This is a genomic window from Aurantimonas endophytica (assembly GCF_014196845.1).
Taxonomy (GTDB): domain Bacteria; phylum Pseudomonadota; class Alphaproteobacteria; order Rhizobiales; family Rhizobiaceae; genus Aurantimonas; species Aurantimonas endophytica.
This window is the reverse complement of record NZ_JACIEM010000001.1, coordinates 1,301,010-1,313,993: the sequence shown is the minus strand read 5'-3', so window position 1 is coordinate 1,313,993 and position 12,984 is coordinate 1,301,010. Positions and strand designations below refer to the sequence as shown.

At 67.6% G+C, this 12,984-nt stretch carries 13 protein-coding genes and 1 tRNA gene; 6 read left to right on the top strand and 8 right to left on the bottom strand.

Annotated features, from left to right (window positions below):
* Positions 1–30: 30 nt before the first annotated feature.
* Positions 31–1,533, bottom strand: a complete 1,503-nt coding sequence (locus tag GGR03_RS06430) for an apolipoprotein A1/A4/E family protein (protein ID WP_183206714.1) — start codon at positions 1,531–1,533, stop codon at positions 31–33.
* Between the two features lie 205 nt (positions 1,534–1,738).
* On the opposite strand from GGR03_RS06430, the gene GGR03_RS06425 reads away from it, so the two are divergent.
* The 6 genes from GGR03_RS06425 to GGR03_RS06400 all read left to right on the top strand — a co-directional run bounded on the left by GGR03_RS06425 (position 1,739) and on the right by GGR03_RS06400 (position 5,960).
* On the top strand, positions 1,739–2,485 hold the full coding sequence (locus GGR03_RS06425; RefSeq protein WP_183206713.1) for a pyridoxine 5'-phosphate synthase: 747 nt from the start codon (positions 1,739–1,741) through the stop codon (positions 2,483–2,485).
* Positions 2,486–2,709: 224 nt separating this feature from the next.
* Complete coding sequence (locus tag GGR03_RS06420; protein WP_183206712.1) at positions 2,710–3,297, top strand: transglycosylase SLT domain-containing protein; 588 nt, start codon at positions 2,710–2,712, stop codon at positions 3,295–3,297.
* Between the two features lie 97 nt (positions 3,298–3,394).
* Complete coding sequence (locus GGR03_RS06415; protein ID WP_183206711.1) at positions 3,395–4,033, top strand: TetR/AcrR family transcriptional regulator C-terminal domain-containing protein; 639 nt, start codon at positions 3,395–3,397, stop codon at positions 4,031–4,033.
* A 24-nt stretch (positions 4,034–4,057) separates the two neighbouring features.
* The gene (gene ilvC, locus GGR03_RS06410; RefSeq protein ID WP_183206710.1) at positions 4,058–5,077 is read left to right on the top strand and encodes a ketol-acid reductoisomerase; all 1,020 of its coding nucleotides are present in this window, start codon (positions 4,058–4,060) and stop codon (positions 5,075–5,077) included.
* Between the two features lie 272 nt (positions 5,078–5,349).
* Positions 5,350–5,766, top strand: a complete 417-nt coding sequence (locus GGR03_RS06405) for a PilZ domain-containing protein (RefSeq protein WP_183206709.1) — start codon at positions 5,350–5,352, stop codon at positions 5,764–5,766.
* Between the two features lie 118 nt (positions 5,767–5,884).
* Positions 5,885–5,960 (top strand) — tRNA-Lys (locus GGR03_RS06400).
* Between the two features lie 378 nt (positions 5,961–6,338).
* Here GGR03_RS06400 and GGR03_RS06395 read toward each other — a convergent pair.
* The 7 genes from GGR03_RS06395 to GGR03_RS06365 all read right to left on the bottom strand — a co-directional run bounded on the left by GGR03_RS06395 (position 6,339) and on the right by GGR03_RS06365 (position 12,982).
* Positions 6,339–7,646, bottom strand: coding sequence for a cation:proton antiporter (locus tag GGR03_RS06395; protein ID WP_183206708.1), 1,308 nt, complete (start codon positions 7,644–7,646; stop codon positions 6,339–6,341).
* 330 nt (positions 7,647–7,976) lie between these two features.
* The gene (locus tag GGR03_RS06390; RefSeq protein ID WP_183206707.1) at positions 7,977–8,255 is read right to left on the bottom strand and encodes a nitrate reductase; all 279 of its coding nucleotides are present in this window, start codon (positions 8,253–8,255) and stop codon (positions 7,977–7,979) included.
* On the bottom strand, positions 8,252–9,301 hold the full coding sequence (locus GGR03_RS06385) for a WD40 repeat domain-containing protein (protein ID WP_183206706.1): 1,050 nt from the start codon (positions 9,299–9,301) through the stop codon (positions 8,252–8,254). Before GGR03_RS06385 ends, GGR03_RS06390 begins: the two co-directional genes overlap by 4 nt.
* Positions 9,289–10,269, bottom strand: a complete 981-nt coding sequence (locus GGR03_RS06380) for a CobW family GTP-binding protein (protein ID WP_183206705.1) — start codon at positions 10,267–10,269, stop codon at positions 9,289–9,291. The genes GGR03_RS06385 and GGR03_RS06380 overlap by 13 nt, the downstream gene beginning before the upstream one ends.
* A gap of 11 nt (positions 10,270–10,280) precedes the next feature.
* A complete protein-coding gene (locus GGR03_RS06375) occupies positions 10,281–11,507 on the bottom strand; it encodes a CobW family GTP-binding protein (RefSeq protein WP_183206704.1) in 1,227 nt (408 codons plus the stop codon).
* The gene (locus tag GGR03_RS06370) at positions 11,500–11,913 is read right to left on the bottom strand and encodes a transcriptional repressor (protein ID WP_210291995.1); all 414 of its coding nucleotides are present in this window, start codon (positions 11,911–11,913) and stop codon (positions 11,500–11,502) included. Before GGR03_RS06370 ends, GGR03_RS06375 begins: the two co-directional genes overlap by 8 nt.
* Positions 11,914–11,986: 73 nt before the next feature.
* Positions 11,987–12,982, bottom strand: a complete 996-nt coding sequence (locus tag GGR03_RS06365; RefSeq protein WP_210291994.1) for a metal ABC transporter substrate-binding protein — start codon at positions 12,980–12,982, stop codon at positions 11,987–11,989.
* Positions 12,983–12,984 lie beyond the last annotated feature (2 nt).

The following is a 12,984-nucleotide window of genomic DNA, read 5'->3' as shown; positions in this document are numbered from 1 at the left end:
GGTCTTGCCTGCAGGATGCGTCGGCCACCTTCAGCAGCCGGCGGCGGAGAGATAGGCCGTGCCCGCCTCGATACGGTCGAGGGTGATCGAGCAGCCGTCGCCGACATCGGCCGAGGCGCCGGCCGCAAGAAGCTGGCGGCCCGAGCCCACGACATAGATCGTCGCCTCGGTGTCGGTGATGCCCGACAGGAACACCCGATGCTCGCCGAAGCTGGCGGTCTGCCCCGTGGTGATGCCGTTCGGCTCGCCGGCCGCTGCAGGTGCGGCCGCCGGGGCCGCGGGCGCTGCCGCTTCGGCCGGTGCTGCGGGTGCAGCCGGCTCCGCCGGCGCTGCTTCAGGTGCAGCCGGGGCTGCCGGCGCTGCAGCGGGCTCGACCGGGGCCGCTGCCGGTGCCGCGGCCTCGGCGGGAGCCGCCTCTTCCGCCGCCGGGGCGGCAGCGGCATCACAGCCTTCCGAGCTCAGCGTGACCGCGCCGTCCGCGATGCTGTCCACGGTCACGGTGCAGCCGTCGCCCGCGTCGAGCGTACCGCCCACCGCGACGCGCTCGCGCTCGCCGCCCACGGGGAAGAGCGTCGCCTCGTTGTCGGTCACGCCCGACACGAAGACGCGGGTTTCGCCGAAGATCGCGGTGCCGCCGACGGGGGTGGCGCCGGTGCTCGCAGCTTCGGCGGCAGGGGCTTCCGTCGCGGGAGCCGCAGCCGGGGCTGCCGGTGCAGCGGCCTCGGCCGCGGGAGCCGCGGCGGGTGCATCGGCCGCGGGTGCTTCGGCGGTTGGTGCCGGTGTTTCCGCGGTGGGAGCTGCGGCTGCCTGGGCCTGCTCGGTTGCAGGGGCCTCGCAGCCTTCGGAGGAGAGATAGGCCGCGCCCGCGGCGACACCGGCCAGCGTCACCTGGCAGACTTCGCCAAGATCGATCGACTCGCCGGCCGCAACGTCCTGCGGCTCGCCACCGGCAGCAGCCAGCGTCGCGGTGCCGGCTTCGGCGGATATCGCCGTCAGCACGACGGGATTGCCGCCATAGATCGCCGACTGGCCGGGAAGCAGGATCGCGCCGGTATTGCCGATCTGCGAGGCGAGGGCGGCCGGATCGCTTGCGCCGGCTGCGGGTGCCTGGCCCTGTACCGCCTGGGAGATCGCGTCGGTGCGGGCGGCGAGATCGGCGGCCAGCTGGTCGACACGGGCCTGCAGCGCATTCACCGCCTCGGCGACGTTGCCGCCGGTCTGGCCTGCCTGCTGCTGCAGGCTCTGCGACAGCGCGTCGGTGCGGGCCACCACGTCGGCACCCAGCTGGTCGACGCGGGCCTGCAAGGCGTTGACGGCATCGGCGACGCCGGTGCCTGCGGCGGCCGCATCCTGCGGAACGCGCTGGCTCAGTTCGGCGACATTGGTCTGGATCTGCGCGAGCGGCGCCTGCAGTTCCGCCAGGCGCTGCGACGTCGTCTCGTTGAGGTCGTCGATATCCGGACCGGCCCACCAGCCGATCAGGAGGCCGACGATCCCGGCAATGACGATCGGGATGAAACGTGTGCCGCCCATGGCATTCCTCCTTGCGTGCGTTGCCCGTAGTGACTAGCCAGCCGGCGCTGCTGTCAACCGGAATTCCTCCCGATCGCTGCGATGCGGTAACCGCCCCAGGGCTCCCGGGCCCCGCGACGCAGGGGTTTTCGGCTGGAATCGGCCGGCGCGACGACCGACCAATTCTGTGCTACCTGCGCGCCATGATTTGCCGATAGGGACCCTCATGCCCGCCGAACTTTCCGTCAATCTCAATGCCGTCGCGATACTGCGCAACCGCCGCGACCTGCCCTGGCCGAGCGTCGTCGACATGGGGCGCATCGCGCTCCGCGCCGGGGCCCACGGCCTCACCGTGCATCCGCGACCGGACCAGCGCCACATCCGCTTCTCCGACCTGCCGGCGCTGCGGCAGTTGATCGACGAGGAGTTTCCGCAGGACGAGTTCAACATCGAGGGCTACCCGACGGAGGCGTTCCTCCGTCTGGTCGCGGCTTCGCGGCCCGAGCAGGTGACGCTGGTGCCGGACGACCCGTCGCAGCCGACCTCGGATCATGGCTGGGATTTCATCGCCGACCGGGACATGCTGACGTCGGTCGTGGCGCAGCTGAAAGAGCACGGCGCCCGCGTATCGCTGTTCTGCGACCCGGACGCCTCGCAGGCGCAGCTCGAAGCCGCGAAGGCCACCGGCGCCGACAGAGTGGAGCTCTACACCGGTCCCTACGGCGCCTGCCACGACGATTCCGCAAGAGCCAGCAAGGAGCTGGAAAGTCTGAAGAAAACGGCTGGGATTGCAGAGGCGCTGGGTCTCGGCGTCAATGCCGGGCACGATCTGACGGTCGCCAACCTGCCGGCACTGACGCGCGCGATCCCGAATATGGCCGAAGTCTCGATCGGGCATGGGCTGACCGCCGATGCGCTGGAATACGGGATGGCGGAGACGGTGCGGCGGTTTCGGACGGCACTGGGGCAGTAGGCAGAGGGGCGTCGTAACCATCGTCGCTGTTTTCTGGGCGGTCCCGCCGGGCACTCTGCCGCTCGCGGCGCGGTCTCGTCCAATGTCAGTGGTTCAGGACCGGTCGGCATCCTGGTGATACGCCCCTCTGCCTGTGGCCGAGGCGCCGGAAGCGGCGTGGTTAACGACCAGGCACAGAAATCATTAGGATTTTTCCAGTAAATCCAGCGGACATGAGGTCCGCTATGCGTTCTATGCCTGTCATCGCCCTGTGTGCCGTTTTCCTGGCGCTGACGGGCTGTGCGTCGAAGCCCAGCCAGATCAACGACGTCTGCGCGGTCTTTGCCCAGAAGAATGGCTGGATCGGCAATTGGCACAGCGCGGCGCAGAGCGCCGAACGCCGATACGGCGTGCCGGTGCCGGTACTGATGGCGACGATCCGCATCGAATCGGGTTTCGAGCAGAAGGCCCGCCCGCCGCGCCGCAAGCTCTTGGGCTTCATTCCGTGGAAGCGCGCCTCGACGGCCTACGGTTATTCGCAGGCGCTGGACGGGACGTGGGACGAATACCGCGACGCCACCGGCAGCCGCCTGGCACGGCGCACGAGCTTCGCGGACGCGGTCGAGTTCGTCGGCTGGTATCATCGCCGCAGCCACGAGCAGAACGGCATCGCGCTGAACGACGCCTACAACCTCTATCTCTCCTATTATGCCGGGCATGCCGGTTACCGGCGAGGCGTCTGGCGCAACAATCAAGGCATGCAGGCTGCCGCGCGGCGCGCGGCCGACATGGCCCAGAGCTATGACCAGCAACTGCAAAGCTGCAGCCGGTAGGGTCTCTCCATTCTTGCCGCTCGTGAGGCCTCTTGCCGAGGCGCCACGGATCGACTAGAAGCCGAACCGTAACGTACGGTACGGATCAGCGACCCGCATGAAAGTCCTCGACCAGCAGGAAGAAGAGTTCTCCGCCCGCCAGGGCGAGGTCCTCGACGCCGTGCTGTCCCTTCTGGTCGAAGGCCGCGAGGCGCTGACCATGTCGGCGGTGGCGCGGCGGGCGAGCTGCTCGAAGGAGACGCTGTACAAATGGTTCGGTGACCGCGACGGGCTGCTGACCGCGACCGTCCGGTGGCAGGCCTCGAAGGTGCGGGCGGGCAACTGGGACCGGCAGAAGCTCGATGCCTCGTCGCTGGAGGAAAGCCTTCGTGCCTTCTGGGCCAACTGGCTGGGCGTGATCGCCAGCCGGACGTCCATCGCGCTCAACCGGGTGGCGGTAAGCCATGCGGCCACGGCCAAGAGCAATCTCGGCGCGATCGTGCTGGCCAATGGGCGTTTCGCCATCGGGGAACGGCTCAAACCGCTTCTCGAGGCGGGCAGGGAAGCCGGCCTGCTCGAATTCGACGACGCGGAAGAGGCCTTCCGCACCTATTTCGGCCTTGTCGGCCGCGACCTGCAGATCCGCCTTCTCCTGGGCGATGGCGTCGAACTGACCGAGGCCGAACGGACGCGCGAGGCCGCGCGCGCCACCAAGCAGTTCTTCGCGCTCCACGGGGCGCGAGCTTCACAACCCTGACTTCAAAAACGGAAGGAAAGCACCATGCGCGTCTATTACGATCGCGATGCCGATCTCAACCTCATCAAGTCCAAGAAGGTCGCGATCATCGGCTACGGCAGCCAGGGCCGCGCCCATGCGCTGAACCTGAAGGACTCCGGCGTCGGCGAGCTGGTCGTCGCCCTGCGTCCGGGCTCTGCCACCGCCAGGAAGGTCGAGGCCGACGGGCTCAAGGTCATGTCGGTCGCCGATGCGGCGAAATGGGCCGACCTGATGATGATGGCGACACCGGACGAGCTCCAGGCCGACATCTGGAAGAACGAGATCGAGGGCAACATCCGCGACGGCGCCGCCATCGCCTTCGCGCATGGCCTGAACGTTCACTTCAACCTGATCGAGCCGAAGAAGACCATCGACGTCGTGATGATCGCGCCGAAGGGTCCGGGCCACACGGTTCGCAGCGAGTTCCAGCGCGGCGGCGGCGTGCCCTGCCTCGTCGCCATCGACCATGACGCCTCCGGCAACGCGCTGGATCTGGCGCTCTCCTACGCCTGCGGCGTTGGCGGCGGGCGCTCCGGCGTCATCGAGACGACCTTCAAGGAAGAGTGCGAGACCGATCTTTTCGGCGAGCAGGTCGTGCTCTGCGGCGGCCTGGTCGAGCTCATCCGGGCTGGCTTCGAGACCCTGGTCGAGGCCGGCTACGCGCCGGAAATGGCCTATTTCGAGTGCCTGCACGAGGTGAAGCTGATCGTCGACCTGATCTACGAAGGCGGCATCGCCAACATGAACTACTCGATCTCCAACACCGCCGAGTGGGGCGAATACGTCACCGGCCCGCGCATCATCACCGCTGAAACCAAGGCCGAGATGAAGCGGGTGCTGAAGGACATCCAGACCGGCAAGTTCACCTCGGACTGGATGATGGAGAACAAGGCCGGCCAGTCGCGCTTCAAGGGCATCCGCCGGATGAACGACAGCCACCAGATCGAGGAAGTCGGCGAGAAGCTGCGCGGCATGATGCCGTGGATCAAGTCCAACGCTCTGGTCGACAAGGAGCGCAACTGATCGGAGCGCCTGTGGCCGCGGCCTGATCCACGGTCTCTCCCTGCCCGTCCTCGCGGCTTCGCCGCTGTGGGCGGGCGGGGAATCAAGTCCAACGCGCTAGTGGACAGGCCGGAACTGACGAAACGGCGCCCCTGCGGCGCCTGAACGAGGCGACGGCCGGCCAGGCCGGCCGTCGCCTTCGCTGCCGGCCTATCGAAGTTTTCCCCTCGCGTTCAGCATTCGCAAAGGTTTCGTTGCGATCATCGCGCGTGCGAAACCTCACGGAGGCCACCATGGGAGCGCTTCCCGAGCTCGAGCCGGACGGATCGGAACGCCGCGTTGCGCCGCGCATGCGGACGCTTAAACGCGCGAAGATCATCTTCAACGGCGGTTTCTCCACCTTCGACTGCATCCTTCGCAACATCTCCGCGACCGGGGCCCTGCTGACCATCGACGAGGCGGCGCATCTGCCGAAGGAATTCCAGATCCGCATCGGCGAGGAACGCGACGAGCGCCCGGCCAGGCTGGTCTATCGGCGCGGCATGTTCGCCGGCATCCGGTTCCTCGACGTCGCGGCCGAAGCGGAGGAGGAACGCAGCCCGCCGGTGCGCCATGACGCGGGTGACTCCGCCGACCGCGGCATCAGGCGGATCGAGCCTGAGAACCTGCCCCCCACGCTCGTCAGGCTGATGCCGTGGACGCGCCGCTGACGGGCGGAGGGGACAGCCCCCAACACGAACACCGGTTTCCGTGAACGTTGCCGGATTAAGGGGTGGACAGCTTCGCCCCTTCCGACTATATCGCCGCTACCGAGCGCTTCGGCGCCGTGGGTGATTAGCTCAGTTGGTAGAGCAGCTGACTCTTAATCAGCGGGTCGTAGGTTCGAACCCTACATCACCCACCAAATTTTCCGCAGAGATTGCATAGACACACGCCGGATAGTCGTGTTTGGAGCGGCAGACCCTTCTGCCTGGTTGGGGGTTCTACGCCGCTCGGGCGACTGCCCGCTCATCCTCGCGACAGGACTCGATACCGACCGCGCGATTTCACCCAACCGCCGCCCACCGATAGCAGCTTACTGCTGCCACCTCGCATCGAGGGTAGGGACGCGTGGAACGCCGGCTGGTCAGCGTGATTAAGGACGTTGGTGCTCATCACGCGGAGATCTCCGTCTGGGATGCGTCCGGGCCATCCGGGTCAAATCGCCAGAGTGTCCATTTACCCAGCTCAAGCGCGGCATTTGCCGTTTCAGCGGGTCCGCGGCGTGGGACCACAACCTGTCTCAGGCGGCGGGGCCTTGGAGACCGGGCGGAGGGGTAGCATCGTCGGCGTCCGGGTCACGCCCCTGTAGCCGATCGAGCATCCGCATGATCGGCGTCACCGTCAGCCCGTGCAGAAGGACCGACATCAGGACGACGAGGCCGACGATTGCCCAAAGCCGCTCCCCTCCCTCGACCTCCATGTGGTTCAGCCCGTAGGCCAGGTAGTAGAAGGAGCCTACCCCGCGGATGCCGAAGAAGGCGAGGGTGAGCTTCTCGCTCCAGGAGGCCTTCAGCCCGAGCAGTCCGATGAGGCCCGTCACCGGCCGGACGACGAGCAGGATGACGACGGCGGCGAGAGCGTCTGCCCAGGTGAGCGGAGCCAGAAGCCCGCTGACCAGAGCACCGCCGAACAGGACGAGCAGCAGCATCATCGCCAGCCGTTCGATCTGTTCGGTCATGTCGTGCATCTCGCGGTGGAAGTCGTGGTCGCGCTGCGCGCGTCGAAGGGTCAGTGCCGTGACGAACACGGCCAGGAACCCGTAGCACTGGATCATCTCGGTGAGGCCGTAGGAGACGAAGGTCGCGGCGATGGCGATCAGCCCGTCGCCGGTCTTGGCGAGCTTGGTATCCGCCGGAATATGGAACGTCAGCCAACCGAATGCGCGCCCGATCAACCACCCGCCGACGACGCCGGCGCCGATCTCCCACAGGACGCTGTGCGTGATCCATTTGAGGGCCCATGGCTCGCCTGTCGATGCGGCGAGGCCTAGCGCGACGGCGAGGTTCACGAACGGGAAGGCGAGCCCGTCGTTGAACCCCGCCTCCGACGTCAGGCCGAACCGGACCTCGTCTTCCTCGCCGGATCTTGGCGGTCCGACCTGCACGTCCGCCGCCAGAACGGGATCGGTCGGCGCCAGCGCCGCTCCGAGCAGCAGGGCGATGATCCACGGCAGACCCATCCACCATCCGCCCACCAGCGTGATAGCCCCGATGCTGAGCGGCATGGTGACGGCGAGCAACCGCCACGTGACGGACCAGCGCCGCCAACTGAACACACGGTCGAGCTTCAGCCCCGCGCCCATGAGCGCGATGATCACCACGAATTCGGTGAAGCGCTCGGTTATCTCCGGATAGGCCAAGGGCAACGGCCGGTCCGTGACCTGCGGAACCGAAAAGATCGCCATACCGATGCCGATACAGACGATAGGCAGCGACAATGGCAGACGCTTGAGCGCGAGAGGCAGCCAGGCGACCAGCGCGATCAGGAAACCCATGCCCGTCAGCACGACGATGTAGGGGTCCGGAGTCCACTCGCTTATGTCGAGCATTTCAACCGGATCGCGTGGTTTCGAGATCGAAGCGGGCCATCTGTATCCTTCCGGCGGGATCGCCTATCCGTCGAGTAGACGTTCCGGCGGGCAAACCGATCCCAGCTCCGGTTGATAAAGTGCTCCGCCGACTAGCTCGGCGGCCGGTGCGGCGGCAGCGAATCTGCTGCCCTGCGAACGCGCACCGATGCGACCGTGGACCCGTCCACCCCGGGCCTACTCGCCGCTTTTGCTCTCGGTCCTCATGTCACTCATTGCCGACTTCGGGATCAGGAAGCTCGCGCCATGCCGCCGGACTTCCAGGGCCCCGGCACGCGCCTGGTGGTCGCGTCATGGCTGGGGCGCGAAGGCCGCGGCAAGATCGGCGGGCGTCACCTCGGGAATAGTCTTGTGGACCTTGCCTATGCGGGGCCCGGCGCCGGCGACGAGGATGCCGATCACCGTCTCGATATCGGGGCAGCCGAGGTCGCGGCAGGCAAGTTCGGTGACGGAGACGGTGACGTCATCGGGAAGGCGGAGCAGCCGTCGCGTCTCGGCCTTGAGGGCGGCGACGGCCTGCGGGTAACCCGGATTCTGCTTGCGGGCGAGCGGATTGACGAAGCCGCTCATTGCCCGATGCCCCGCAGATCGAGCAGACCGAGCCTGCCGCCTTCGGTCCCGTAGCCGAAGAGATGGCCGCCGACGTCGAAGCCCATATCGGTGATGCGGTCCCCGTCCGCTGCCCGTACGGGGATGACGGCATCGTCGCCGCGGCGGGCGAAGACGACAGCGCCGTCGGCATAGCCGACTGCCACCGCGTCGCTGACCGGGTGGCAGCTCACCGCCGTGACCAGCGCCTGCGCGAAGGCGATCGGCGTCGCCTGCCTGCCCATCGGCCCTTCCTTTCCGCGGAACGGCCAGAGCACGGCGCAGTCCGCACCGGAGGTGGCGAGCCAGGCGCCGCCCGGCGACCACGAGAGCGATCTCGGCTTCGAGGGGTAGCCGCTCATCCGCATGTCGGCCCCGTCCTCGATTCGCCAGCCATGCAGGACGTTCTCGTTCATCGCCGAGACGACGTAGCGGCCGTTCGGGCTGAAGCCCACGGCGATGTGCGAGCCCATCCACGCCAGCAAGCGGTTCGCGGACGGTTTCGCCTGCATATCGGCGAGGGTCACCCCGCCATAATGGGCAATGGCGAGGCTGCGGCCCTTCGGCGCGAAGGCGAGACCCTGGACGGTCGAGACCATGTCGATCTCGTGCCGCGTGCCGTCGCTCCGGATTGCCGTGACCGTCTTGCCGGAAGAGTAGGCAATGCTGCCCCATGGCGCGGCCGCGACCGCATCCACCCATTTGCCGCCGGTCTCTGCCACCGGATGGGCGCCGGAGAGGCCGACCCGGCAGACGAGGCCGTCGTCGCCTCCGGTCAGGATCGTGTTCGCATCGGTGTGCGTCGCCACGGCGAGGATCGCTCCCGCATGGGCAACGATGCTGTCGGGCTTCGGGGCGCCCGGCTCCCAGAACCGGACGGTGCCGTCGCCGAGCGCCGCCGCCATCGCACCGGAGACGAAGCGGACAGCCGAGACATGCGCCCCCGTCGCCACTTCCTGTCCGATGTGATGCGCCAGCGGGGCTTCGCCCGCCGGCGTCGGACGCTCGGCCTGCATCAGGCGCGGCACGACTCGAAGCCCTGGCTGAGGATTTCCTTCGGCAGGTCGCGGCCGATGAAGACCAGGCGACTCTGGCGCCGCTCCCCGTCCTTCCAGGGGCGCTGGTGGTCGCCTTCCAGCAGCATGTGGACGCCCTGCACGACGAAGCGGTCGTCGTCGTCCTGCATCGACAGGATGCCCTTCATCCGCAGGATCTCGGGACCATAGCGCTGCGTGACGTCCTGGAGCCAGGGCAGGAGCTTGCCCGGATCCATCGGCGTATCGGACAGGAGCGACAGGCTGGTCACGGCGTCGTCGTGCTCGTGCTCGTGGAAATGATCGAGGAAATCGGGCTCGACCTCGAGCACGCGGTCGAGGCTGAAGGCGTCACGCCCCAGCACTTCGGCAAGATCGATCCCGCAGCGGCTGGTCCGGTGGAGCCGGGCGTAAGGATTGATCCGGCGGATGCGCGCCTCCACTTCGGCGAGTTGCGCCTCGTCGACGAGATCGGTCTTGTTGAGGAGGATCACGTCGGCGAAGGCGAGCTGTTCCTGCGCCTCATGGGCCTCCTCGATCGCGCCGAGGAGATGGACGGCATCCACCACGGTGACGATCGCATCGAGCCGGGTCTTCGCCCTGACGTCCTCGTCGACGAAGAAGGTCTGGGCGACGGGTGCGGGGTCCGCGAGGCCCGTCGTCTCGATGATGATGCCATCGAACCGGTCCGGCCGCCGCATCAGACCCCCGACGATCCGGATCAGGTCGCCGCGCACGGTGCAGCAGATGCAGCCGTTGTTCATCTCGAAGATTTCCTCGTCGGCGTCGACCACCAGGTCGTTGTCGATGCCGGTCTCGCCGAACTCGTTGACGATCACGGCGTAGCGCTTGCCGTGCGCCTCGGTGAGGATGCGGTTGAGCAGCGTCGTCTTGCCGGCGCCGAGATAGCCGGTGAGGACGGTGACGGGTGTCTGTGTGGACGGTAAAGGGGAAGCGGACATGGCGGTCTCCATCAGGGGGCGTGTGACGCGGAAAGGGTGGCGGGAAGCTCGATGCCGGGCGGCTCGGCGCCGGCGAGGGAGCTGGCGGTGAAGACCAGGCCGATGCCGACGAGGGCGACGGCCAGGATGATCCCGGCCATGGCGGCGGCGCGGGCCACGCGCAGCGGTTTCTTCTCGCCGGTGACGGCGTCGAAGAGCTGGCGGAGCGCCTTGGGATCGATATCGTGGGTGATCGCCACGATGCGCGTCCGGCGGTCGTCGGAGGGCCAGGAATCGAGCCGCTTCGGGGGATGAACGGCGTGCTGGACGCAGTGGACGACGAGCGGCCGCTCGGGGTCGTCCTCGAGGCATACAAGCCCCTTGAGGCGCAGGAGGCGGATGCTGGCCGCCGCCTTCAGCACGAGGAAGAAGGCGTCGAGGTCCTTCGCGCCGATCGGGCGGTCCGCGATCATGCAGGAGGTCAGGATGCCGCCATCGCCGTGTCGCGCGACGTTGGCATGGGCGGCTCCGCTCGCCGCCTCCGCGGACAACGCCTGTTCGAGCGCAAGCCAGCCCTCGACATCGGGCCCTATATCGTGCGGCGCGTAGCTGCGAGGGGCGAACACTCCGGCGAGGTCGAAACTGTCGGCGTTGCGGTCGAGAAGCGTCGCCGAGGGATTCAGCTCCCGCAGCCTCTGGCGCAGGAGGTCGATGTCCGCCAGGCTCGCGGGATCGCGGGCAAGGTCGGTCTTGGTGAGGACGATACGGTCGGCGAAGGCGACCTGCTTCATCGCCTCGAAATATCGCTCGATCGTCGCCTCGGCGGTGACGATGTCGATGGTGCAGACGACGCCGGCCAGCGTGAACGTCCGGCCGACGCCGTGGTCGCGAAGACCCATGGCCGGCGCGCCGCCCGGAACGATCTGGTTGATGACGGGCGCGGGATCTGCAAGGCCGGTGGTCTCGACGATCACGCGGGAGAAGGCGGGCACGGCGCCGCTGCGCGAGGCGTCGAGGAGTTCGGCGAGCGAAGATCGGATGTCGCTGCCGATCGTGCAGCAGAGGCAGCCAGTCGTCGTCACCATCATCTCCTTTTTGCCGACCCGCACGAGATCATGGTCGATCGAGATGTCGCCGAACTCGTTGACGATGACGGCGGTGTCGGCGAAGGCGGGGTTGCAGAGAAGGCCGTTGAGGAGCGTCGTCTTTCCCGAGCCGAGGAAGCCGGTGAGGATGGTGACGGGGACGTGGTCAGGCATGCGCTTCCGCCCTTTCCCGGCAGGCGGCGCAATAACCCCGCAGTTCGATCGAGGCTTCGTCGGTGGCAAAGCCGTGCCGCTCTCCCGCCTCGCGCAGCCTGGCGAAGGCCGCCGGCTGGACGAGTTCCTCGGCAATCCCGCAATCCCGGCAGATCGCGAAGACGGCGCTCCCGCCGGCATGCTCGCTCGGGTGACGGCAGACGACATATGCCGTGAGGGATTCCAGGCGATGCACGCGCCCCTCCAGCACCAGCCGTTCGAGGGCGCGGTAGACCGTCAGCGGTGCGGTGATCCCCTGGCCACGCAGTGCTGCCAGAAGCGCATAGGCCGAGAGCGGCGTGCGGGCCGCCTCGAGCACCTGGTAGACCCGCTCGTGATTGCGCACCGTGTCCATCGATCGTCCCATGCATCCTCGCGAAGATCTGGAGGCACGGGACGGACGGCCTGAGCCGGCGTCCCGTGCCTCGGGCAAGTCGGGATCAGCTCGTCTTCAGGGCGGCGACGATCTGCTCGATATTGTACTGGAACATGTCGAGATAGGTCGGGGCGGGCCCGTCCGCGCCCGACAGCGCGTCGGAGTAGAGCGTGCCGCCGACCTTGGCGTCGGTCTCCGCCGCGATCCGGTCGATCAGCCGCGTATCGCTGATGTTTTCGACGAACACCGCAGAGATGCCGTCGTGCCTGATCTGGTCGATGATCTTGGCGACATCGGCTGCCGAGGCCTCGGCTTCCGTCGAGACACCCTCCGGAGCGATGAAGGTGACGTCGTAGGCCTTGGCGAAATAGCCGAAGGCATCGTGCGAGGTCACGACTTTGCGCCTGTCTTCCGGGATGGCGGCGAGTTCCGTCTTCACCCGCTCGTCCATCGCCCTGATCTCGCCGATATAGGCGTCGCCCCGGGCGCGGTAGTCGGTGGCATTGTCGGGATCGGCGGCCGCCAGGCCCTTGACGATGTTCTCGGCATAGACGACGCCGTTCGACAGGCTCTGCCAGGCATGCGGGTCGTTCGCCCCGTGATCATGGCCCTCGTGCCCGGCGGCTTCGCCCGCCTCGTGGGCATGATCGTCGTGGCCGGCTTCAGCATGTTCGCCCGCGGTGGGATCGTGGCCCTCTTCTTCCTCTGCGAAGGGGATCGGCTGGATGCCGGTGGTAGCGACGATCTCCTCGCCCTTGAACTCGGCCGTCTCTACGAGGCGCGGAAGCCAGCCTTCAAACTGCAGGCCGTTGACGACGAGGACGTCCGCCGCACCGACGGCGCGTGCGTCGGACGGTGTCGGTTCGTAGACGTGGGCGTCGCCGTCGGGGCCGACGAGCGTCGTCAGCTCGACGTGATCGCCGCCGATCTGCTTCACCATGTCGCCGAGGATAGAGAAGGAGGCGACGACCTTGACCGGTTCCTGCGCGCCTGCCTGCGAGGCGAGGGCGCTCAGCGAGGCACCGAGCGAGAGTGCGAGTATCGTGGTCCGGAATCGCATGG